This is a genomic window from Proteus sp. G2669 (assembly GCF_009915245.1).
Classification (GTDB): Bacteria; Pseudomonadota; Gammaproteobacteria; order Enterobacterales; family Enterobacteriaceae; genus Proteus.
The window spans coordinates 217,228-241,823 of the sequence record NZ_JAABLX010000050.1; the positions used below are offsets into that span (position 1 = coordinate 217,228).

Genomic DNA, 24,596 nt, shown 5'->3' on the forward strand with positions numbered 1-24,596 from the left:
TTATTTAGATCCTGCTTCAGTCGGTTTAGCATCCTGTTTTTCTATTTCAGTTTTAACAGGCTCAGGTTTAACCACTTCAGGTTTTGCAGATTCTGGTTTTGAAGGTTCGGGTTTAACCGCTGTTGCAGAAGGTGTTTTTTCCTCACCCTTTGTTTTTTCTGTTATCGATTGTGTATGTGTAGAAGTAGACTTTTCAGTCGGTTTTTCAACGACTGGCTTTTCAACAACTGTTTTTTCTGTTTCAGGGGATGTGGTTGCTACACTCTCCGTTAAGTCTTCATTTTGTGATAACGAATCAACAGAGCCACTTTGTTTTCTATTCGATAACTGCCTTTCAATTTGGGTAAGGCTTTCAAGCTTCTTCAGTGTGATATTCAGTTCATGCTGTAATGCATTATTCTCTTTTCTTAGGGTATCTATTCTATTATCTGTTTCTGTAGTTAAACGACGATAACGATTTTTTTCTTCTGCTAAAGAGAGAATGAGTGTTTGATTTTCAATCCATGTTGATAATAAAACACGCATAGAACTTGGAAATTGTAGCTTATAGCTTTCTAGTAACACTAATTGTGTTCGACGATCAGCAATCGTCATACCAGCACGCTCTAATAAAATGCTTTTATAAAATGCATCATCCCAACCTGTAACGACAACACTATTTGCTTGGCGTTGTGCTTCTGTAGTCATAATGCGATTCGTACATTCAATTGTGCGTAACCAATAAAGTGCATTATTAATGCCTTCATCATAAAAAGCGCTTAATGTTTTACATTCAGCCCAGCGGTAATCAATTGTTCTTTGTTTAACAACGGGTACATCAGGCTCGGGTTCTAACGACGCAGTGAGCGACTTTGGTGTACAGCCCGAAAGAACCAGTGGAAGCATAATAAACAAGACACACTGTTTCCAATTTAATGCGATCTTTCTAGTTGATGCAGGAGCCATAGATAACGGTTCAATACCAAGCATCTGTTTATTTATTTTTTTATACTCATGATGAGGAGATGCTTGTATTAGTGACCTGATTTGCATTATTTATTCTCAGAAAGTAGCGGTAATTCAATACGAAAACAGACATCGGCATAGTCAGAAGGAACAACACTTAATTCACCTTCCATTCTTTTGATACAGTCATGAGCAATGCTTAAACCTAAACCACTTCCTTTTACAGCACCTTTGCGTAGTAAAGAACCTTGAAAAAAGGGCTCAAAAATCATTTTTTGTTCAGATTCAGGGATAGGCGTTCCTTTATTGGCTATATCAATCACTATCTTCTGTTCAACTTGATAACTAGAGATCCAGATATTACCTGATTCAGCACCATAGTGCACCGCATTCGAATAGAGATTGTCGATAACTCGTGATAATAATGTCGCTTCTGCTCGACATTTTGTCAGATTAAGTGAAATTATCGTTTTAATCTCTTTTGCTCTAGCAGGTAAGCTGTGTGCTAATACCACATCATTCACTAAATGAGTTAAATCGACCTCTTCAATTTGCTGAGGAACCTCAGAAAGTTTACGATTATAATCAAGTAGTTGTTCAATCAATAACTGTAACTGTTTACTACTATTATCAAGAATAGAAACCACTTCTTTTTGATCGAGCGTTAAAGGACCCGCAACTTCATCAGCTAATAATTCTGTACCTTCTCGCATACTAGCAAGTGGCGTTTTTAACTCATGAGAAATATGACGTAAAAACTCATGACGTTGTGATTCAAGCCATGCTAATCGTTCACTTAACCAAATAATACGTTGAGCTAACGATCGAAGCTCTCTAGGCCCTTGAAAAGAATCCAAATTGTTACTAAGCGTTCGCCCTTCTCCCAATCGATTGATCATCTTTTCAATTCCCTTAACAGGGCCGATGATCATTCGTGTAAATAGTGCGATGAGGATCAAACTGAATACGAACACAATAAGACTTTGCCAGCCGAAATAACGTCCTTTCTCAGCAATTGCCATTTGTAACTGTTCGCCACGGCTAAAGATAATCTCTTTTGTTAGCATTACTATACGATTATTGGCATAAGAGAACTGCTCAAGAGCTTGTTGCATATCTTTCGTAGGTTCACTGCTTTCACACTGAATAGACTTTAGCTTTTCAAGTGAAGAATTAAGCACGTCGGCTTCTTTAGATGAAGAAAGTGGAATTATGGTTTGTTGTAATGTTGAGAAGAGTTTGGTGTATTGCTGATAGCGTTGTTGGTACATATCATCATCAGTCTTATCACGTAAAACACAATAACGACGATAGTTTCCTTCCATCTCAATAGCTAAATTTCGCATAACTTCACTGCGTTCAGTATCAGCTAATGCATTTTTATTAGTAATTGCTGCTTGATTACTTAATTGATCGAGACTTTGATAAGCTTGATAAGCAAGGACAAGTAAAGGTAATAGCACCATCCAAAATGCCATTATCACGAGCTGTCTTAAAGAACGAGGAAAAATACGCCACTTTTTCAATGAAATCATCTCAACACCTATTAGAGTAATGCGATGCTACATGACTTGATAACAAGAAAAAAGTCCGACATTAGAAAATCAGGTGAGGATAACAAACACAAGCGAGAAAATATGACAGGCTCTAGAAGTGGGAGAGCGGAATATCTTACTGAGATATTCCGCCCGTCAAAATTTCATCTCTTTTCTCTCTAAAAGAGGATGAAGGTGGTGCCTCACTCCACGTGTCGCCCTGTGTTTGATAAGGTCCGAAGACGAGTATCATGATGTTGGACGGTAGGCACCTTACTCTGGCGTCATTCCTGGCTTATGTGGTATGTTCCCACCCATATTGTGGACCGACATAAAAAGTTGAATGAGCAACTGATTTATATAATGCACAACGCGTGCCAACTTTTCAAGAATAACATTAAGTAATTGAAAGCAAACAAGAAATAAAAACACCTCTATGATATTTTAATTACGTCTCTCTTTTATCTAGTTATAAAGTAACCAAGCTGTCTCCATATCCAGACAGAGTTACCCCATATTTTATAAATGCTTATATTTCAATGAATTAAGTGTCGCCAAAAAGAGACAAGCTAATGACTAAGTGTCGTTGTTTTTACACAATAAAAAATAATGCCTTTATTATCAATACAATAAAGCCTCTCACTAAGTAGAGGCTTTATGTATTTACTACTAAGATAATTTACTACTAATTAATCAAACTGCTTCCTTGCATTACGGAATAGTCGCATCCAAGGGCTATCTTCACCCCAGTTATCAGGATGCCAAGAGTTACTGACCGTTCTAAATACACGCTCAGGATGAGGCATCATAATAGTTGAACGTCCGTCCTTTGTTGTGACAGCCGTGATCCCTTTTACTGAACCATTAGGATTTAATGGGTATTGTTCTGTTGGTTGACCATAATTATCAACAAAACGTAATCCCACTAAATTTTGTGCCTCTAATTGTGCTAATTGTTCAGCATGACGAAATTCCGTAAAACCTTCCCCATGAGAAACAGCGATAGGCATTTGTGAACCCACCATGCCTTGTAGCAATAATGATGGGCTTTCTGTCACTTTGACCAAACTAAAGCGAGCTTCAAAACGCTCAGAACGGTTGCGAACAAAACGAGGCCATAAATTCGCCCCCGGAATAAGTTCAGATAATGTTGACATCATTTGACAACCATTACAGACACCAAGCGATAAGGTATCTTGGCGTTCAAAGAATTGAGTAAATTCATCACGTAAACGAGAATTAAATAGAATAGATTTAGCCCAACCTTCACCTGCACCTAATACGTCACCGTAAGAGAATCCTCCGCACGCCACCAGCACATCAAAATCACTTAATGAACGTCGTGACGAATGTAGATCACTCATATGAACGTCAATGGCATCAAAACCAGCTCGGTCAAAAGCTGCCGCCATTTCAACATGAGAGTTAACGCCTTGCTCTCTTAGTACAGCAATACGAGGGCGACTTCCTGTTGCAATATAAGGAGCTGCAATATCTTCGCTTGGATCAAAGGTTAAATGTACATTTAACCCCGGATCATTGATGTCCTGTTTTGCCTGATGTTCTTCATCAGCACACTCAGGGTTATCGCGTAAACGTTGCATTTGCCATGTTGTTTCAGCCCACCAAAGACGTAGCGTACTGCGTTTTTCATTATAAACTTCAGTTTCACGACTTTGAATTACAACGGCATCATCTTGTGTTGCTTGACCTAAATAGTGTAAGCAATCGGCTAAACCGCATTGGGTAAATAATGATTCAACTGCATCTTGATGTTGAGCACTAATTTGGATCACGCCACCTAGCTCCTCATTAAAGAGTCCCGCTAAGATATCTTCATCATAAGCACTAATATCAACATTTAACCCACAGTGACCAGCAAACGCCATTTCTGCAAGAGTGACAAATAAACCGCCATCAGAGCGATCATGATAAGCCAACAATTTGCCTTCATTGACCAATTGTTGCATCACATTAAAGAATTGTTTTAGCTGTTCTACATTACGAAGGTCTGCGGCTTTTTGACCTAACTGGCGATAAACTTGTGCTAAAGCTGTCGCACCTAATGCGTTATGTCCATTACCCAGATCAATCAGATATAAACGGTTACCTGATTGTGTAGATAATTCAGGCGTTACCGTTTTACGTACATCTTCAACGCGAGAGAATGCAGTAATAACTAAAGAAAGCGGAGAGGTAACTTCTTTGTTTTTTCCATCTTTATCCTGCCAACGTGTTTTCATTGACATAGAGTCTTTACCAACAGGAATAGTGATACCTAACTCTGGGCATAACTCCTCACCAATAGCTTTCACTGCATCATACAAACCTGCATCTTCACCAGGATGCCCCGCTGCCGACATCCAATTAGCCGAAAGCTTAATGCGATTAAGTGCTTCTACATCACAGCCAGCCATATTTGTTAACGCTTCGCCGACAGACATACGTGCAGATGCGGCAAAATCTAATAGTGCGATTGGCGCCCGTTCACCAATCGACATTGCCTCACCATAATAGCTATCTAATGTTGCTGTGGTAACAGCACAGTTAGCAACAGGTATTTGCCAAGGACCAACCATTTGATCACGAGCAACCATGCCTGTTACAGTGCGGTCACCAATGGTAATTAAGAAGGTTTTTTCTGCCACGGTAGGTAAATGAAGCACTCGATAAACAGCATCTTTTAAATCAATATCTTTACGATCTAGATACTCACCTTCTGTTTTTTGTGATTTCACATCACGTAACATTTTAGGCGCTTTACCTAATAATATGTCCAATGGCATATCAATGGGTTTATTATCAAAGTGTGTATCGTTTAATACTAAGTCACGCTCTTGCGTTGCTTCACCAATTACAGCATAAGGTGCTCTTTCACGTTGGCATAACGCATCAAACAGAGGCATTTTTTCTGGTGATACTGCCAACACATAACGTTCTTGAGATTCATTACACCAGATTTCAAGTGGGCTCATCCCCGGCTCATCATTTAAAACATCACGCAGTTCAAAACGACCACCACGACCACCATCATTGACTAATTCAGGCATCGCATTAGAAAGACCACCAGCCCCTACATCATGAATAAATAAGATAGGGTTATCATCACCCAACTGCCAGCAACGATCGATAACTTCTTGGCAACGTCGCTCCATTTCTGGATTGTCACGTTGAACAGAAGCAAAATCTAAGTCCGCATCAGATTGCCCTGAAGTCATAGAAGAAGCCGCACCGCCGCCCAGACCGATGTTCATAGATGGGCCACCTAATACGATCAACTTAGCGCCAACAGTGATCTCCCCTTTTTGAACATGGTCTTCACGAATATTACCAATGCCACCAGCTAGCATAATTGGTTTATGATAACCGCGAATTTCAACACCATTATGGCTATTAACTTGTTCTTCATAAGTTCTGAAATAGCCTAGTAATGCAGGACGACCGAACTCGTTATTAAATGCGGCACCACCCAGTGGACCTTCTGTCATGATGTCTAATGCATTAACAATACGCTCTGGTTTGCCAAAATCTTCTTCCCAAGGCTGTTCAAATCCTGGAATACGCAGGTTAGATACTGAAAATCCTACTAAACCCGCTTTAGGCTTAGCACCACGCCCCGTTGCACCTTCATCTCGAATTTCACCACCAGAGCCTGTTGCAGCTCCCGGCCAAGGTGAAATCGCTGTTGGGTGGTTGTGTGTTTCTACTTTCATCAAGATATGTACGGGTTCTTGATGATAATGGTAATGCCCTTTTTCAGCATCTGGATAAAAACGTCCAGCAACCGACCCTTCCATAACCGCCGCATTATCTTTATATGCCGACATGACATAATCAGGAGTTTGCTCAAACGTATTTTTAATCATTTTAAATAATGATTTATCTTGCGCTTTGCCATCAATAATCCAATCTGCATTAAATATTTTATGGCGACAATGTTCAGAGTTGGCTTGTGCAAACATATAAAGCTCAACATCAGTTGGATTACGCGCTAAACGATTAAAAGCATCGACTAAATAATCAACTTCATCATCAGCAAGTGCTAATCCCATTTCAATGTTTGCTTTAACAAGCGCATCTTTACCTTTAGCAAGCACATCTATCGTTTTTAATGGTGCTGGCGTTTGCTCTGCAAACAGTGCATTCACATCTTGATAATTTAAGAAAATGGTTTCCATCATTCGGTCATGAATCAAACCATAAAGCTGTTGCCATTGAGTTTCTGTCATCGTATCGCCTTCAATAAAGTAAGCGATACCACGTTCAATTCTGACCACCTTGGATAAACCACAGTTATGTGCAATATCTGTTGCTTTAGAAGACCAAGGTGAAATCGTTCCAGGGCGAGGTGTCACCACTCGCATTTCCCCAACAGGCTCATGCTCTGTTAATGAAGGCCCGTAATGTAATAATTGGCTTAATTTAATCTGGTCATCTTCAGATAACTGCCCTTCCACTTTTGCGAAATGAACAAATTCCGCATATATACCTTGTACAGGAAGGTCATTTTCCTGACATTGAGTGAGTAATTTATTAATACGAAACGCGGATAAAGCGGGGGAGCCACGCAGGATTTCCATAGTATTGAGTTCTCTCTTTTAGCAGCTAGCCTGATCAATCATTCAGGGGAAACGCGCCTAGTATAATAGAATAACCGCTCAGACGAAACCGTTTGCGTGAACAAAATAACGGCATTTAACTTAGTGTGTTTTAATGATTAATTGGTGTAATCAAGTTGCGTATTACCAATATGTTAAGCAAAATGCTCGATTACTGGAAATTTATCCATGTTAAGATAACGACTTTACACACAACAACAAACAACGTTAACGAGAAATAACCTATTGAATAATATAAGGATAAACTATTTCGTTATCGTTATCATAGCGCTCTTTTCAGCGGCAATTATTGCGTTGAATATTACTTGGCCCGATAGGCAAAAAGCGCAGATAAATAAGATTTTATCTCGTGGTGAGTTAAGAATTAGTACGATGCCGTCACCATTGATAACGATGAACGATAAAAAGGACCCCGTAGGTTTCGATTATGAATTAGTGAAACGCTTTGCTGATTATCTGGGCGTGAAGCTTGTCGTTAATATGCGGACAAATATCAACCAAATGTTTGATGATCTGGAGAACAATAAAGCAGACTTTATCGCAGCTGGATTACTTTACAACAAAGAGAGATTAGATACGACACGTAGTGGACCTGCTTACTTTTCAGTGTCTCAGCAATTAATTTACCGTAAAGGAACATTAAGGCCACGTAGCTTTGATGCTTTAGATGGACGCCTTGTCGTCACAGCAGGATCAGCCCATGCAAGCTTATTGCGTACACTAAAAGAAACGCAATACCCTGAGCTTGAGTGGGAAGAATCAGACAATCAAACAACCTCTCAACTACTTGAAGCGCTATCAGAAGGTAAAATTACCTATGTTTTAGCCGACTCAATCAGTGTTGCGGTACAACAACGTATTCACCCTAATGTTGCCGTAGGATTTGAAGTCACTGAAAGTCGTCCTCTGACATGGTATTTACCTGATAGTGAAGATAATAGTTTGTATGCCGCTATGCTAGATTACTTTAACCAATTATCTCAAGAAGATGTATTAGCACGATTAGAAGAAAAGTATTTTGGTCATGTAGGTTCATTTGATTACTTCGACACTATCTCTTTTATTACTGCAATTGATTCCATTTTGCCAAACTATCAACCTCTTTTTGAGAAATATGCGGATACCTTTGATTGGCGATTATTAGCAGCAATGGCATGGCAAGAATCACATTGGGATCCTCATGCAACGTCACCAACAGGCGTTAGGGGGCTTATGATGCTAACACGCCCTACAGCATCAAGTATGGGAGTCACTGATAGGCTTGATCCTGAAGAAAGTATTCGTGGTGGTGCTCAATATCTTAAACATCTTCTTTCTCGTTTACCTGAGTCTATCCCTGAAGATGAGAAAATTTGGTTTGCATTAGCCGCCTACAACATGGGCTTTGGTCATATGCTTGACGCCAGAAGGCTGACCGAACAACAAGGCGCAGATCCTGACAGTTGGTTAGATGTGAAATCAAGATTACCGCTACTTAGTCAGAAAAAATATTATGTTGACCTCCCTTATGGCTACGCAAGAGGACATGAAGCTTATCGCTACGTTGAGAATATTCGTCGATATCAACTGAGCCTTGTAGGCTATCTCCAAGCTAAAGAGAGTAAAAACAAGATCCTATCTAAAGACAAAGAAAGCACTGAAGGTGCGGATCAAGAGACATCATCATTAACATTAACGCAAGAATCATCTCGTTATTAATGATGTACTACATACCGTTCAGCCTCTTTTATAGAGGCTTATTCTAGGCTTAACACATTTACCCTGCCATTCCTGATATCCCATAGCAGATTTTCCCTCTCAATATCTCCTTAATATTTTCTTAATATTAAAAATTGTTACATTTTCCCCTACCTTTATTTAACCAAAGTTGGAAAAAAATCGTGTTAATGAATGGTAACACTCATTAGTTAAATCACTCACTCGATGAGTAAAATGTATCAAAAACAGCCCAACAAGTCTTTTTTTGACTATCAGAATAGGTGAAATATAAGAAAAAATTAACTTAAATACGTAGGAATTATCTCATTAGTTATTGTTCATTTTATGATTATTCTTTTTGGAAAACTTTTTTTTCGATAAAAATTAACCTAATATCTATGTTATTAACATATAACCCTTTGAATTGTATGCATTATGATAATCTATAATTGATTTTATTAATTTTCTTAAAGTAATGTTAATAATATCAATTTCTATAAAGTTAAAACAATGTTAATTATATTGTCTATTAAATTTATCTGCCTGATAAACTTTTTTACCCATAAATTGAGTAATAAAAAGAATAAATCTATATAAAATTCTATTAATGTGGAATAGGCCAGATTAAATCTGAAATTTGCGGAAACTGACAAAACGTTATATCAAATAGAATGCCTTTGTTGATATCATATAAACCAGTCATTATTCGAAACAACTCGAAATATAATGCAAATCAATTTTTATATTCCGACATTAATATTATTTTTTCATAAATAATAATACGCACGATCTTCAAGGGATTATCTATAATGAAACTGAGTAAAATTGCTTTAGCTGCTGCTTTAGTATTTGGTATTAATTCTGTTGCAACTGCTGAAACTTCTACACCAAAAGTTGGCGCAACTAAAGGCGAAATTCAATTAAAAGGTGAAATTGTTAATTCAGCTTGTGGATTAGCAGCTTCTTCAAGTCCAGTTATTGTTGATTTCAGCGAAATCCCAACATCTGCATTAGCAAATATGCAAAAAGCGGGTAACGTTAAAAAAGATATCGAATTACAAGACTGTGATACTACCGTAGCAAAAACAGCAACTGTTAGCTATACACCAAGCGTTGTTAATGCAACAAACAAAGATTTAGCATCTTTCGTTTCTGGCTCAGCTTCTGGTGCGGGTATCGGTTTAATGGATGCTGGTAGCAAATCAGTTAAATGGAATACAGCAACAACGCCAGTACAATTAGTTAATGGTGTTTCAAAAATTCCATTCGTTGCTTACGTTCAAGCTGAATCAGCAGACGCAGCTGTAACTCCGGGTGAATTCCAAGCCGTTATCAACTTCCAAGTTGATTATCAGTAATCGTTTTATTTATTTAAATTAATTAAATAATAAATTAATTACTGCATTAACGCAGAGGATTTCCTCTGCGTTAAATTTGATAAAACACTTCAATTTAATAAAAAATAAAAATAAAAAGTAATTAAATAAATATTCATTATTTAATTAATTAGTTTCTATTTAATTAATAATTAGGCGTTTATTCATGTTAATTTCTTATTTTCACAGCACAATATGGAAAAACATTTGTGCCATTTTGCTATTGTGCTTAGCGTTTTTCGCTCAAGCCGAGCAAGATGATTCTGTGGAATTTAACATTCACATGTTAGATGCTGAAGATAGAGATAATGTCGATCTGTCTCGCTTTGCAACTTCTAATTACATTATTCCTGGTATGTACTATTTGGATATCCGTATAAATGGACGTGATTTCCCTCGCCAAAACATTAATTATGTTGAAGTAAAACCTAATTATTCTGTTGCTTGTATTGACCCTTCTCTTCTAAAAAAATTAACCATTAACGAAGAAAATCAAAAATTTATCGAAGAAATTTCCCCTGATTGCTTCAATATCAATCAATTACCTGGTATCTCCATCAAAAATGATGGCGGTATTCTTGATATTGTTATTCCTCGTTCATTAATGAAATACGAAGATGCAGACTGGACTCCTCCCGAATTATGGGACCCAGGTGTATCAGGGGTGTTACTTGACTATACCTTAACAGGAACATCAACACGTCCTAATAAAGGTAACAATAACAACTCGCTGACAGGCTATGGGCAAGCGGGTATTAACTTTGGTGAATGGCGTTTACGCGCTGAATACCAAGGAAATTATTCATCTGAATACTCATCAAACAATAGCTTTGATTGGAATCAGATCTACGCCTACAAACCACTGCCCACTCAAGCAGCTAAATTAACGTTAGGTGAAACGTATTTAAATTCCCAAGTTTTTGATAGTTTTCGTTTTACTGGTGCCAATATCCAAAGTGATGAAAGAATGTTGCCACCATCTTTGCAAGGTTATGCACCAGAAATTCATGGTATTGCAAATACTAATGCTAAAGTTACCGTCACTCAAAATGGTCGCTTAATTTATGAAACCACTGTTCCTGCTGGCCCTTTTGTTATTAAACATTTACAAGATACGGTACAAGGTCAATTAGATGTTCGAGTGGAAGAACAAAACGGCAAAGTAAACGAATTTCAAGTGCAAACAGCTAATTTACCGTATATGACACGCCCTGGTTCAGTGCGTTATAACACATCAATCGGTCAGCCATCACTCAACAACCATAAAATGCAAGGCCCTATTTTTTATCAAGGTGATTTTTCATGGGGAATGAATAACACATGGTCACTGTATGGTGGTGTTTTATTAACAGCTAAAGATTACAATGCGTGGTCATTAGGTTTAGGTCACGATATGGGGCGCCTAGGTACGCTTTCTGGTGATGTAACTCAATCTTATAGCCAAACCTATGATAATGAAAATATCAACGGAATGTCATTCAAACTGAACTATGCGAAAACATTCGATGAATACCATAGTACAATTACTTTTGCAGGCTATCGTTTTTCAGAGAAAACATTCCGTTCTTTTTCTCAATATATTGATGAGCGTTACAACGCTATCAATAACAATGGTTATGAAAAAGAGATGTATACCATTACTGGTAACAAAACTTTCTGGGCTGATGATACTGAAAAATCAACAACACTTTATCTTTCTTATCGTCATCAAAATTATTGGGATAAAAATACACAAGAACAATATGGTGTAACGGTAAGCCGTAACTTTTCGATTATGGGTATAGAGCAGATTAACACTAACTTGTCTGCATTCCGTACTCAGCATAAAGGAAATACTGATGACAGTATTTCTTTCAATATTTCAGTTCCATTAGGTAGTGGCAAAAATATAGGTTATAGCCTGCAAGACAGTAACGGAAAAGTGAACCAAATGGCCTCTTATTCTGATAATAGCAATTATAATAATTTGTGGCGTGTCCGTGCGGGGTTAAGTTCAGACCATAAAGCCAATACTGATGGTTATTATCAACACCGTTCGCAATATGCTGAAATTAACGCTAATGCAAGCTATCAACAAGATAATTATGTTGCTGTAGGTGCGACAGTAAAAGGCGGATTTACAGCTACTCGTCATGGAGCTGCATTACATAGTAGCAGCATGACATCCAGTACAGCTCGAATGATGGTTGATACAGATGGCGTCCCAGGTGTGCCGTTTAATAACCAAAGTACGACAACAAATCTATTTGGTATTGGGGTAATTACTGACTTAACCAGCTATAACAACGTTGATGCGCGTATTGATGTTGATAAAATGGATTCAAATATTGAAACACATAAAGCCATCACCTCCACAACATTAACTGAAGGGGCTATTGGTTACTACACATTCCCAGTGCGTCAAGGTGAACGTCTAATGGCTATCTTACAAACAGCTGATCAAAAATATCCGCCGTTTGGTGCTGACGTCACTAATAAAGATGGTGAAAATATGGGAATGGTGATGGAAGAAGGCCTAGTTTATATTGCGGGTGTTAACCTCAATGAATCATTAAACGTGATCTGGGGTGGTAAAACCCAATGTACGATTACGATCCCGGCAACCATTAACGATCCACTAAAACGTGAATTGTTATTATGTCAGTGATTTTAATGAACAAAATGAATTACTAGAGATAAATGTATGAACTCATTCAACACACTTAAAACACTTTTTTGCGGTTCACTACTTGCATTAAGCATGGTGAATACAACACAAGCTGGTGTGTCATTAGATAGAACACGGATCGTGTTAACTGGTAGTGAAAATTCAGCCAGCGTAAATTTAAAAAATACTAGCCCTGATATTCCATTTTTGGCTCAATCATGGGTTGAAAATGAACATGGGCAAAAAATTGCCTCTCCTTTAGTGGCGCTTCCTCCTTTACAACGTCTTGATGGTGACCAAAAAGGGGTTGTAAGAATAACTAAAACTGCAGAGATTGGGCTTTTGCCACAAGATAGAGAATCATTGTTTTATTTAAACGTTCGTGAAATTCCACCAGCACCAAAACAAGCGAATGTGTTGCAAATGGCAATGCAGTCACGAATCAAATTATTCTATCGACCTACGGCTATTATTCCTGAAAAACCGGGCATGGTTTGGCAAGATCAGTTGGTATTTAAGAAACAAAATAATCAATTTATCGCAGAAAATCCAACACCTTACTACATCACTATTATTGGTCTTTCGAATAAATTAAATGGTGAAGATAGCGATAAGTTAACCACATTCCCTGGTTTAATGGTTGCACCTAAATCATCACTGGAAATTCCAGTTAAAACCAATGGCGTCAATCAATTTTATATGATGTATGTAAATGATTATGGTGGACATCCTGAATTGAAATTTGTTTGCCAACAAAACAGCTGCAAAGTGGCACCGAAAGAACAACAACCAAAATATTAATCAACTTGACGCCGGTAGGAATAAAATGAAACCAACAACAGCAAATTTTTATTTCAATACGCTAAAATTATTTTTTACTGGCGCAATATTATGTACTCCGATTGTGGCATCTGCTTATATTCATGGTGAAGTTCGCACTGTCGGAGGACCTAATATTTTTAGAGTTGAGTTAAATAACGCAACATTTCCTAATAACAGACCCGGTGAAACTGCCACAGTAAATTTTTCTTTACCTGATAGATATTTAGCAACGGTTTATTGTCCTAAAGATCCCTTAGTTCCGAATTCTCGCACTTATTATATGGCGAATTCTGACCTACGCTATTTAGGCAATAATTACTATGAACTTAATGAATACGTCGATGTTCAGATCAAGTTTTCTATTTGGGGCCCAGAAACACTTCCTACAGTTCCTTTTATTGAAAAGCCGAACAATCGAAATGGGCAACAAGGTTGTCGCGTTCCTGAATCACCAAAACCCAACATGTCATCCGGAAGTAGCGGTGTATTAGTATTTCGTCTGAAAAAACCGATTATTAATGGGGTTTCATTAACAGGGCAAGCTGTAGCGCAAATGTATGCCCGTGTAGGTAATGGCTTATATCAAGAGTATGGCCCTGAACCAATTTCAAAATTAGTGATTAGTTCAGGGATCTTAACCACTGAAGATAGATGCATATTTAATAATGGCTCTCCAATTACCTTTGATTTTGGCAATGTTGGTAATACTTCTGACTATTTAAATGGCCAAAACTATAAAATCACACGCAATATTCCAATAAAATGTGAAGGTGGTAGTTTTACTAACCCTAACAGTCGAATTATGTTTAAAATTCAAACAGGAAGCTCAGGTGTTGCCAGCTTTAATCCTAATTATCTTGGTACAACAGGACCTGTAGATAGAACGAATTTAGGTATTGTTTTAAGAGATAAATCAGGAACGATTGTGCCACCTAATAAATATTTTTCTGTCGGGAAGCTGAATAATTTTAAAGGTAATTGGGAAGTCACTGCTGCTCCGATTGCAAAGGCAGGGAGCAAAATCACAGAAGGTGAGTTTTCAGCACATGCCACATTAGTTGCGGAGTTTATGTAATGGAAAATCCAATAATAAAATCTGCTATTTTTCTTTTATTGTTACTATCACCTTCTACCTTTGCTGCGACAGAGCTGATTGGTGGTGATATGGAGTTTAAAGGCGTTGTGGTTGCACATGGTTGTACCATAGTTGCTGGTGATGAAAATAAGGTAATCGATTTTAAGCAGATATCCGCCAAAGATCTCTATACCTTTCAAAAAAGTGAACCCGTTGCTTTTAGTATTAGTTTAGAAAATTGCAGCCAAGATATTTATAAAAGTGTCACAATTACACTTGATGGGAAAGAGCATCCAACTATGTCGAATCATCTTGCCGTTGTTGGTACAGGATCTGAAGATCCTAAAAGTATCGGGATTGTATTTACTGATGTGCAACGCAATGTTATTCAATTAAAAAAGCCGAGCACAACTCGACTTCTTAATAATAAACGTATTCAGTTTAATTTTATGACGTATGTTGAGGCATCACCCTCTGCACTGAAAAATCAAACATTGCTAACAGGCCCTTTTCAAGCACAAGCAACCTATACCCTTAATTATCAGTAAACAGATATTTATTCTTTTGTAGCTTGTTCTGTATTGACTAAAACAGGGCTATTCTTTTGCTTTTTAAGTTGTTTCTTTTCAGCCCTTCTCATCTTAAAAAATTGGCTTAAAAGCTGTGAACACTCTTCACCTAATACACCTGACGTTATCTCAACTTTATGGTTCATTCCCGGATGCTGTAAGATATCAATAAATGAGCCAGCAGCACCTGTTTTTAGATCGGATGCACCATAAACCACGCGTTTTACACGGCTATGTACAATCGCTCCAGCACACATCACACAAGGCTCGAGAGTAATATAGAGAGTAGCATCAAGGAGACGATAATTTTGTAAATGCTTTCCCCCTTTGCGTAACGCCATAATCTCTGCGTGTGCCGTGGGATCGTTATCAATAATTGAATGATTCCATCCTTTAGCAATGATTTTATTATCAACGACTAATACAGCGCCCACCGGTATTTCACCGATTTCTTGTGCTTTTTGCGCTTGCTCAATCGCTTTATGCATCCAATAAATATCATCTTTAACTTTATTCACAAGGATATCTCTTCATTATCATATAGCGGGATATTGTACCCTGTTTTCTATTGATAACTAAAGAGATTGTCTTGAATTGTTTATGACAAAGATAGCAAGATAAAACTTTAGTTTACGCGCGCTTCTGTGGCTAATTTTATAGCTAAAGCCCCTAAGATTGTCGCCATAAACCAACGTTGAATTAATGCCCAGCGTGGTCTTTGCATAAAGAATCCAGCGATTGATCCCGCAGCAATAACAATCAAGGCATTCACTGTAATACTAATAATAATTTGGATACTACCAAGGACTAATGACTGATTTAATACACTACCATTCCCAATAGTTATAAATTGAGGTAGAAGTGAAAGGTACATCAATGCGATTTTAGGATTGAGAAGATTAGTGACAAATCCCATTACAAAAAGCTTTGTCGTATTACCTGAAAGGAGTTTTTTCGGATGAAAGATAGAGCGTCCACCAGGTTTAATCGACTGCCAAGCAATATAAAACAGATAAATAGCACCACAAATTTTTAATGTATCGTAAGCATAAGGTACCGCCATAAAAATAGCCGTAATACCAAATGCAGCTAATAACATATAAAAAATATAGCCAACAGCCACACCGATTAATGAAATAAATCCAGCTTTTTTCCCTTGAGAGATTGAGCGTGAAATCAGGTAAATCATATTAGGGCCTGGTGTTAATACCAAACCCAAGGACAAAAGCGCAAATGTCCACATATTAAACAGTGTTGGCATAATACACCCCTTATTTATTGCATTATTTAACATCAATAACAGAGTGTTAGGTGTGCGGGATACCACAAAAAATACTATTTTTTGTTATTTGTTTTCATTTTTCTATTTAGATAGTTTTGCTTTAAATATATATTACTGATATATTTTAGTAGCTTATAAGCTACATTTTGCCAATAAAAACTATCAAACATTATCTAACAATAGATGGCAAAGACTTATATGCCGACTATTTCAGAAAGATACGTGATCCTGTTGCTAAAGCCCAAATTGCATCGCGAGTAAATAGAATGGCAAGTGAATGTTTTGGCGATCATAAACCTTGTCGTGAAAGCATTTGGGAGCTACGAATTGATCAAGATGTGGATTATCGCGTCTACTATAGTTTAATCAATGGCGAAATTATATTGCTACTTCTAGCAGGAGATAAACGAACTCAGGATGCTGACATCAATAAAGCCATCCTATGTCTGAAGATTATTTAAAGAGGTAGATTATGCCAAAATCTCGTTTACACAATGACGCAATGATTGAGCTTTTGCGTGAAGATCCTAGTTTTGCAAAAGTATATTTACACCAAGCTTTTCTTGATATTGATGAAGATGGTGGGCAAGAAGCTTTTCTTATGGCATTACGCCATGTCGTAGAAGCTCGGGGCGGTATGGCAAAAATTGCCAAAAAAGCAGGAGTATCTCGAGAAACGCTTTATCGAACATTATCACCAACAGGAAACCCAACATTAAAAACATTACGTAATGTTATTAGTGCAACTGGCTTTCATTTCTCTTCATTAGCAAATATTTAATCTTTTATTTATACATTCTAATAAAGCATTTGAGCGATGCTACTTTAGGAAACTCACTATAAATGGTAACCTTACTCCCCCCTATACTTATAGTGCCTATTAAGCAAAAAGATTGGGGTAATATTCCTATTTGAATGATAAAACACTACTTTATCGGATATAGCGACACAAAACTGATAGATGGTAACATATAAGTGCAAGATATAAGTTACTGAAATTTAATAATTTATATATTAAGTGACTGATATGGCTTTACTAATTACGAAGAAATGCATCAACTGCGATATGTGTGAACCAGAGTGTCCAAATGATGCTATTTCAATGGGGGATGATATTTATGAAATTAATCCTGATCTTTGCACTGAATGTGTAGGACATTACGATAAACCAACTTGCCAATCGGTTTGTCCGATTACTAACACGATCATCATTGATCCTACTCATACTGAATCTCAAGATGAGTTATGGGAAAAATTCGTGTTGATCCACCACGCAGATAAGATCTAAACCTTATATCCATGATTTTGTGGGTGATAAATCTAAGAGAGCTATTTTTCTAAAATAACTGTCGCACAAGCATAGCGCTGTTCATCAGCAAGTGTCACGTGAATAGAGTTTATCCCCGCTTTCTCTGCCATTTCTTTTGCAACCGCTAAAAAATGCAATGTGGGTTTACCTAACTCATCATTACGTACTTCAAAATGATTAAAAGCCAATCCTAAACGAATACCTGTTCCTAATGCTTTTGCAGCGGCCTCTTTTACTGCAAACCGCTTAGCTAAAAAACGTATTGGCTGTTTATGGGATTGGTAAATTTCCCATTCTGCATTAGTGAGAATGCGACGAGCAAGGCGTTCACCAGAACGCCCTATAATTTCTTCGATACGCGATATTTCAACAATATCCATACCTAAACCAACAATAGCCATTAGCGGCGCGCTTCTCGCATTAAACGTTTCATTTCTTCAACTGCTGGCGCTAAACCACTAAATACGGCTCTACCAATAATGGCATGACCTATATTCAGTTCATACAATTCAGGTAAGGCAGCAATACGTTGTACGTTGTGATAATGCAAACCATGCCCTGCATTTACTTTTAAGCCTTTAGAGGCGGCATAAGTCACTGCATCACGAATACGTACAAATTCTTTTTCTTGAGCCATTTCATCTTCAGCGTCAGCATAAGCGCCAGTGTGGATCTCAATAAAAGGTGCGCCAACACGATCCGCCGCGTTAATTTGTTCATGGTCAGGGTCAATAAACAGAGAAACTTTAATACCCGCCAAAGATAAGCGTTTAATGGCATCAGCTATCTTTTCTTCATTAGCAACAACATCTAAACCACCTTCTGTTGTTACTTCTTGGCGTTTTTCAGGCACTAAACAACAAAAATCAGGTTGTGTTTGGCACGCGATCTCGATCATTTCTTCAGTGACAGCCATTTCCAGATTTAATCTTGTCTGAACTGTTTGGCTTATCAGCATTAAGTCACGATCAGTGATATGACGTCTATCTTCACGTAAATGAATAGTGATACCATCAGCGCCCGCTTGTTCTGCAACAAAAGCCGCTTGAACAGGATCGGGATACGTTGTGCCACGGGCATTACGAAGGGTGGCGATATGGTCAATATTAACGCCAAGTAGAATATCAGACATGCTCTTCTCCTGAAAAATAACGTTGCATTACCTTAGTTTACACATTCCATAGAGAAGAAAAAGACAATATTACTGTTCTACCATCAATGCTCTTTTCTTTGGGGCTTTTTTAATGGCAAATTGTCTAAAAAGTTCTCTACTTTTTAATGGTTTTCCACCTAAATAAGGCTTTAATGCCATTCTAGTAAACCTTTTTGCCGCTTTTAATGTTTCAACAGTAGGAAATTCGCGACTGGCTAAGGATTTTAATTCAAATCCAGTAAAACTATTATGATCAACCACTAAACTCGCAATAAAACCTTTTTCTTCTCGATAACGATAAGTCATCGAATCTGAAACAGGCTCTCCACTTCCTGCACAATGCAAAAAATCCAGTCCATAACCAAGTTGGGTTAATAGCGCCAGTTCAAAGCGTCTTAAGGCTGCTTCTGGTGTAGTGTCGCTAGCTGCAAGAATTTGTAAGCAAGAAAGATATTCAAAAAAAAGCACACTGTAAGAAGTGCCATTTTCCAAAACACGAGATAAGAGTTCGTTAAGATACAGGCCACTATAAAGAACAGAGCCTGTCAGCGGTAAAGCTAAAGAGATAGGTTCAGCATCACGAAGAGTTTTAACTTCTCCTCGCCCACTCCAACGAATGAGCAGAGGAGTAAAAGGTTGAAGTGCCCCTTTTAAGGGAGAACGACGGCCTCGCGCACCTTTTGACAATATGCGTACTCGCCCTTCATTTTCAGTGAAAAAATCGAGTAATAAACTCGTTTCACTGTAAGGTCGAGCATGGATAACGAATGCACGTTGCCAGCCATCCACTTCAGTTACCTACTTTAAATCGTCCACATAGCCAAGGCTACGTAAGGCACGTTCATCATCAGCCCAACCTGCTTTAACCTTCACCCAAAGTTCTAAGTGAACTTTGTTTTCAAATAGGTCTTCCATATCCATACGGGCTTCGGTGCCAATTTTCTTGATTTTTACGCCTTTATTACCAATAACCATTTTTTTCTGGCCTTCACGCTCAACCAGAATTAATCCGTGGATATCGTAACCACCGCGTTCATTAGTCACAAATTGCTCAATTTCGACAGTGACAGAATAAGGTAATTCTTCACCTAAGAAACGCATCAATTTCTCACGAATAATTTCTGACGCCATAAAACGTTGAGAGCGATCAGTAATATAATCTTCTGGGAAATGATGAATAGCTTCAGGCAGACATTTACGAACAATTTTTGCAATTGTATCGATATTCATGTCTTTTTCTGCACTGATTGGCACAACATCAAGAAAATCCATTTGTTGGCTTAAAAAGCCAATATGTGGAAGTAACTTGGTTTTATCAATGACGTTATCCACTTTATTAATTGCTAATAAAACAGGGCAACGCAATGATTTTAATTTGTTCAATACCATTTCGTCGTCAGGCGTCCAGTTGGTGCCTTCAACAACAAAAATCACCAGTTCAACATCACCAATCGAGCTACTTGCTGCGCGATTCATTAGTCTGTTGATAGCTCGCTTTTCTTCAATATGCAAGCCCGGTGTATCAACATAAATCGCTTGGTAAGCACCGTCAGTATCAATACCCATGATACGATGACGCGTTGTTTGCGGTTTACGTGATGTAATAGATACTTTCTGCCCCAATAATTGGTTCAGTAGTGTTGATTTTCCCACATTTGGGCGACCGACTATCGCAATAAATCCGCAATAGGTTTGTTCTTCGCTCATTCAAGCTCCAGTTGTATTAATGCCTGTTCAGCAGCGGCTTGTTCAGCTTTTCGACGGCTTGTACCCATCCCTTTGACAGGTTGATCGATACCGCTTATCTGACAATGGATCGTAAACTCTTGGTCATGGGCTTCACCACGAACCTGTACCACAATATAAGATGGTAGTGGTAGATGGCGCCCTTGCAGATACTCTTGCAGACGAGTTTTAGGATCTTTTTGCTTATCGCCTGGGCTGATTTCAGCCAAACGATTCTCATACCATTTTAAAATAATTTTTTCGATATTTTGAATATCACTATCAAGGAAAATAGCACCAATTAAAGCTTCCACCGTATCCGCTAAAATTGATTCTCGGCGGAAACCGCCACTTTTTAATTCTCCAGGGCCTAAACGCAGACATTCACCTAGTTCAAATTCACGCGCTAATTCAGCAAGTGTATTTCCACGAACAAGCGTTGCTCTCATTCGGCTCATATCCCCTTCATCAACACGAGGGAATTGATGATAGAGCGCGTTAGCAATAACATAGCTTAAAATTGAATCACCTAAAAATTCTAAACGTTCATTGTGTTTACTGCTTGCACTACGATGCGTTAAAGCCTGTAGTAATAATTCATTTTGCGTAAAAGTATAGCCCAGTTTCTTTTGTAACTGGTTTACTAATAAAGTATTCATGTGCGATCAAGTTCCATAACTTAATTTGAAGCACACGCAACAAATCTGTTTAAGACAACGAGAAATTATCGGGTTGGATAACAGAACTGTTGCGTTTGCACTGGCTCCTGTGAATAACAGGAGCCAATCATATTTAAAGAAGTGGCATATTCTACACTGAGATAGAAAGGAATGCTGTAGCTATTTTGTCAATAGTTACTTAATGCCACCGATACGACTGAGACGAACACCTGTAGGCCATTCATTCTCTACTTTTTCAAAGCTCATCCAGATTGTTGTCGCTTTACCGACTAAATTTTTCTCTGGTACAAAGCCCCAGAAACGACTGTCAGAACTTCCATCACGATTATCCCCCATCATAAAATAATGATCTTCAGGAACAATCCAAGTACCAACGGGTAATCCTGGTTGGATAAACTCAGGCATCGTCATATCACCAGGTATTGTCATAATACGGTGAGAGACTTTTCCTATCGTTTCTACGCGTTCTTCTTCACGTAGTTGAGTTGCTGTTGAAATAGGATCTTCAATCGGAATTGATTTCATGCCATTTATACGCTGACCACCCGGTACATTTTGTAACAACAGCGTCCATTCACTTGGATAAGCGGTACCATATGTCACCGAAATCTCATCGTTACAAATCGCTTTATTACAATTTGGGTAGATATGTATTTTTTTCGACATCATATCATAAACAATTTTATCGCCCGGTAATCCAATAACACGTTTAATAAAGTCAGTAGAAGGATCACGAGGATATTTAAAGACAGCAATATCACCTCGTTTTGGCTTTCCTGTATTTATTAACGTTGTTTGTGTTATTGGATCTTTTAATCCATAAGCAAACTTTTCAACCAAGATAAAATCGCCAACCAATAAGGTTGGCATCATGGAGCGAGAAGGTATTTGAAACGGCTCATACACAAATGAACGCAGAACCAAAACAATAATCAATACTGGAAAAAGAGAACCTAAGGTTTCAGCCCAGCTTGGTTTATTAATTGATTTTGCTAACTCTTGCTGATCCTCGGTCCCTTGCGTCATCTCTTGAAGACGCTTTAGTTTTGCTTTTCGGGCTGGCTTGAGCTTAAAGCGCTCAATTCCCCAAAAAACTCCCGTTATTAGCGTTGCCAGCGTTAGGATCAAGGCAAACGTGTTAGCCATGTTTTCTCCTTAAATTATTTATCTTTACCAACATGAAGGATGGCTAAAAACGCTTCTTGTGGTAGCTCTACGTTACCAATTTGCTTCATACGTTTTTTACCATCTTTCTGTTTTTGTAACAGTTTTTTCTTACGGCTAACGTCACCACCATAACATTTGGCTAATACGTTTTTACGTAACTGTTTAACAGTTGAACGAGCAATAATATGGTTACCAATTGCCGCTTGAATAGCGATATCAAACTGTTGACGTGGAATAAATTCTTTCATTTTTTCCACCAATTCACGGCCACGATAAGGTGCATTATCGTTATGTGTAATCAATGCTAATGCATCAACACGATCACTATTTATTAAGACATCAACACGCACCATGTTAGAGCCTTGGAAGCGGATAAAGTTATAGTCTAAAGAGGCATAACCGCGTGATGTGGATTTTAATCGATCAAAGAAATCTAAGACCACTTCAGCCATCGGAATTTCGTAAGTCAATGAGACCTGATTACCATGATAGACCATATTGGTCTGAACACCGCGTTTTTCGATACATAAAGTAATTACATTACCTAAGTATTCTTGCGGTAATAACATATGACATTCAGCAATAGGCTCTCTGATTTCTTCAATATTATTCAGTGGCGGTAATTTAGACGGGCTATCCACTAATACAATATCACCGCTCGTCATTTCAACTTCATAAACTACGGTTGGAGCTGTTGTGATCAGGTCAAGATCATATTCACGTTCTAAACGTTCTTGGATGATCTCCATATGAAGAAGACCCAAGAAACCACAACGGAAACCAAAACCTAACGCGGTTGAGCTTTCTGGCTCATAGAATAATGAAGCATCATTCAGGCTTAATTTACCTAATGCATCACGGAATGATTCATAGTCATCAGAGCTAATTGGGAATAAACCTGCATAAACCTGTGGCTTCACTTTTTTAAAGCCCGGTAATGGTTTATCTGCTGGTTTTTGGGCTGCTGTTAAAGTATCCCCAACAGGCGCACCTAAAATATCTTTAATACCACAAACAACCCAACCTACTTCGCCACAATTTAATTGTGTTGTATCAATTTGTTTTGGTGTGAAAATACCAATACGGTCAATGTTATAAACTTGACCAGTACTCATCACCTTAATTTTATCACCTTTACTCACTTTACCGTTTTTAACACGGATCAGTGAAACAACACCTAGGTAGTTATCAAACCATGAATCAATGATCAGTGCTTGTAATGGAGCATCGGGATCACCTTCAGGTGCTGGAATTTCTTTAACAAGGCGTTCGATAACTTCTTTAACACCAATACCTGTTTTTGCAGAACAACGAACTGCATCTGTGGCATCAATTCCCACAATGTCTTCAATTTCTTCAGCAACGCGCTCAGGTTCAGCTGCAGGTAAATCTATTTTATTTAAAACTGGAACGACGGTGAGATCCATGTCCATCGCCGTATAGCAGTTTGCTAATGTTTGTGCTTCAACCCCTTGTCCTGCATCAACGACCAATAAGGCGCCTTCACAAGCAGCAAGTGAACGAGATACTTCATAAGAGAAGTCAACGTGTCCTGGGGTATCGATAAAGTTAAGCTGATAAACTTCACCGTCATCTGCGGTGTAATTCAAGGTTACGCTTTGCGCTTTGATTGTAATACCACGTTCACGCTCAAGATCCATAGAATCAAGAACCTGCGCAGCCATTTCACGATCTGATAAGCCACCACAAATTTGAATAATTCGATCTGATAACGTCGATTTACCGTGGTCAATATGTGCGATAATGGAAAAGTTACGTATGTTTTTCATTCTGAAATTATTTTTCTCTATTGCTTTGCTCTATAAATCTGGCTTTGGAGTCATTCATGGACACAAAGCGAAAACTCTATATTGCAGGAGTTATTATTGATGACGCATTCTACACACTAGAGACATTATACTCAAAGAAACGTTCATCAAACACAAACATTTATGCTAAGACTTACATTTATTTGTGATTTTTTTGAGGTAATT

Annotated in this window: 21 protein-coding genes; 9 read left to right on the forward strand and 12 right to left on the reverse strand. The window is 38.1% G+C overall.

Going from position 1 to position 24,596, the window contains the following annotated elements:
- The 3 genes from qseG to purL form a co-directional block, all read right to left on the reverse strand.
- A complete protein-coding gene (qseG, locus tag GWI68_RS14985) occupies positions 1 to 1,032 on the reverse strand; it encodes a two-component system QseEF-associated lipoprotein QseG (RefSeq protein ID WP_243733410.1) in 1,032 nt (343 codons plus the stop codon).
- On the reverse strand, positions 1,032 to 2,480 hold the full coding sequence (locus tag GWI68_RS14990) for a HAMP domain-containing sensor histidine kinase (RefSeq protein ID WP_162556961.1): 1,449 nt from the start codon (positions 2,478 to 2,480) through the stop codon (positions 1,032 to 1,034). The genes qseG and GWI68_RS14990 overlap by 1 nt, the downstream gene beginning before the upstream one ends.
- A 689-nt stretch (positions 2,481 to 3,169) precedes the next feature.
- Complete coding sequence (gene purL, locus GWI68_RS14995; RefSeq protein WP_166540791.1) at positions 3,170 to 7,060, reverse strand: phosphoribosylformylglycinamidine synthase; 3,891 nt, start codon at positions 7,058 to 7,060, stop codon at positions 3,170 to 3,172.
- 264 nt (positions 7,061 to 7,324) lie between these two features.
- On the opposite strand from purL, the gene mltF reads away from it, so the two are divergent.
- The 6 genes from mltF to GWI68_RS15025 all read left to right on the forward strand — a co-directional run bounded on the left by mltF (position 7,325) and on the right by GWI68_RS15025 (position 15,265).
- Positions 7,325 to 8,797, forward strand: coding sequence for a membrane-bound lytic murein transglycosylase MltF (mltF, locus tag GWI68_RS15000; RefSeq protein ID WP_166540792.1), 1,473 nt, complete (start codon positions 7,325 to 7,327; stop codon positions 8,795 to 8,797).
- Positions 8,798 to 9,606: 809 nt separating this feature from the next.
- On the forward strand, positions 9,607 to 10,155 hold the full coding sequence (locus tag GWI68_RS15005) for a fimbrial protein (RefSeq protein ID WP_166540793.1): 549 nt from the start codon (positions 9,607 to 9,609) through the stop codon (positions 10,153 to 10,155).
- 184 nt (positions 10,156 to 10,339) lie between these two features.
- Positions 10,340 to 12,820 carry a fimbria/pilus outer membrane usher protein gene (locus tag GWI68_RS15010; RefSeq protein ID WP_166540794.1) on the forward strand — a complete coding sequence of 827 codons (2,481 nt, stop codon included), beginning with the start codon at positions 10,340 to 10,342 and terminating at the stop codon, positions 12,818 to 12,820.
- 36 nt (positions 12,821 to 12,856) lie between these two features.
- Positions 12,857 to 13,621 carry a molecular chaperone gene (locus tag GWI68_RS15015; protein WP_166540795.1) on the forward strand — a complete coding sequence of 255 codons (765 nt, stop codon included), beginning with the start codon at positions 12,857 to 12,859 and terminating at the stop codon, positions 13,619 to 13,621.
- 25 nt (positions 13,622 to 13,646) lie between these two features.
- On the forward strand, positions 13,647 to 14,717 hold the full coding sequence (locus tag GWI68_RS15020; RefSeq protein ID WP_109407338.1) for a fimbrial protein: 1,071 nt from the start codon (positions 13,647 to 13,649) through the stop codon (positions 14,715 to 14,717).
- Positions 14,717 to 15,265 (forward strand): fimbrial protein, encoded by a 549-nt coding sequence (locus GWI68_RS15025; protein WP_166540796.1) that lies wholly within the window; start codon positions 14,717 to 14,719, stop codon positions 15,263 to 15,265. Before GWI68_RS15020 ends, GWI68_RS15025 begins: the two co-directional genes overlap by 1 nt.
- An 8-nt stretch (positions 15,266 to 15,273) precedes the next feature.
- Here GWI68_RS15025 and tadA read toward each other — a convergent pair whose 3' ends face one another.
- Both tadA and GWI68_RS15035 read right to left on the reverse strand, forming a co-directional pair.
- Positions 15,274 to 15,804: a tRNA adenosine(34) deaminase TadA gene (gene tadA, locus GWI68_RS15030; RefSeq protein WP_109407340.1), complete on the reverse strand. Its 531-nt coding sequence runs from the start codon at positions 15,802 to 15,804 to the stop codon at positions 15,274 to 15,276.
- Positions 15,805 to 15,911: 107 nt separating this feature from the next.
- Positions 15,912 to 16,547 (reverse strand): LysE family translocator, encoded by a 636-nt coding sequence (locus GWI68_RS15035; RefSeq protein WP_166540797.1) that lies wholly within the window; start codon positions 16,545 to 16,547, stop codon positions 15,912 to 15,914.
- Positions 16,548 to 16,720: 173 nt separating this feature from the next.
- Here GWI68_RS15035 and GWI68_RS15040 point away from each other — a divergent pair, with 173 nt between their 5' ends.
- The 3 genes from GWI68_RS15040 (at position 16,721) to GWI68_RS15050 (ending at position 17,856) form a co-directional block, all read left to right on the forward strand.
- Positions 16,721 to 17,029: a type II toxin-antitoxin system RelE/ParE family toxin gene (locus tag GWI68_RS15040; RefSeq protein ID WP_166540922.1), complete on the forward strand. Its 309-nt coding sequence runs from the start codon at positions 16,721 to 16,723 to the stop codon at positions 17,027 to 17,029.
- A gap of 11 nt (positions 17,030 to 17,040) precedes the next feature.
- Positions 17,041 to 17,349 carry an addiction module antidote protein gene (locus tag GWI68_RS15045; protein ID WP_166540798.1) on the forward strand — a complete coding sequence of 103 codons (309 nt, stop codon included), beginning with the start codon at positions 17,041 to 17,043 and terminating at the stop codon, positions 17,347 to 17,349.
- A gap of 246 nt (positions 17,350 to 17,595) precedes the next feature.
- Positions 17,596 to 17,856, forward strand: coding sequence for a YfhL family 4Fe-4S dicluster ferredoxin (locus tag GWI68_RS15050; protein WP_072068718.1), 261 nt, complete (start codon positions 17,596 to 17,598; stop codon positions 17,854 to 17,856).
- 41 nt (positions 17,857 to 17,897) lie between these two features.
- Here GWI68_RS15050 and acpS read toward each other — a convergent pair whose 3' ends face one another.
- The 7 genes from acpS to lepA form a co-directional block, all read right to left on the reverse strand.
- Complete coding sequence (gene acpS, locus GWI68_RS15055; protein WP_072068719.1) at positions 17,898 to 18,278, reverse strand: holo-ACP synthase; 381 nt, start codon at positions 18,276 to 18,278, stop codon at positions 17,898 to 17,900.
- Positions 18,278 to 19,009 carry a pyridoxine 5'-phosphate synthase gene (gene pdxJ / locus GWI68_RS15060; protein WP_109407343.1) on the reverse strand — a complete coding sequence of 244 codons (732 nt, stop codon included), beginning with the start codon at positions 19,007 to 19,009 and terminating at the stop codon, positions 18,278 to 18,280. Before pdxJ ends, acpS begins: the two co-directional genes overlap by 1 nt.
- 69 nt (positions 19,010 to 19,078) lie before the next feature.
- Positions 19,079 to 19,819, reverse strand: a complete 741-nt coding sequence (gene recO, locus GWI68_RS15065; RefSeq protein ID WP_088495032.1) for a DNA repair protein RecO — start codon at positions 19,817 to 19,819, stop codon at positions 19,079 to 19,081.
- Between the two features lie 9 nt (positions 19,820 to 19,828).
- Entirely contained in the window at positions 19,829 to 20,737 is a 909-nt protein-coding gene (gene era / locus GWI68_RS15070; RefSeq protein WP_036935334.1) for a GTPase Era, read from the reverse strand.
- Positions 20,734 to 21,414 carry a ribonuclease III gene (gene rnc, locus GWI68_RS15075; protein WP_166540799.1) on the reverse strand — a complete coding sequence of 227 codons (681 nt, stop codon included), beginning with the start codon at positions 21,412 to 21,414 and terminating at the stop codon, positions 20,734 to 20,736. The genes era and rnc overlap by 4 nt, the downstream gene beginning before the upstream one ends.
- A gap of 195 nt (positions 21,415 to 21,609) precedes the next feature.
- Positions 21,610 to 22,581 carry a signal peptidase I gene (gene lepB / locus GWI68_RS15080; RefSeq protein WP_166540800.1) on the reverse strand — a complete coding sequence of 324 codons (972 nt, stop codon included), beginning with the start codon at positions 22,579 to 22,581 and terminating at the stop codon, positions 21,610 to 21,612.
- A gap of 14 nt (positions 22,582 to 22,595) precedes the next feature.
- Positions 22,596 to 24,392: a translation elongation factor 4 gene (gene lepA / locus GWI68_RS15085; RefSeq protein WP_166540801.1), complete on the reverse strand. Its 1,797-nt coding sequence runs from the start codon at positions 24,390 to 24,392 to the stop codon at positions 22,596 to 22,598.
- Positions 24,393 to 24,596: the final 204 nt, after the last annotated feature.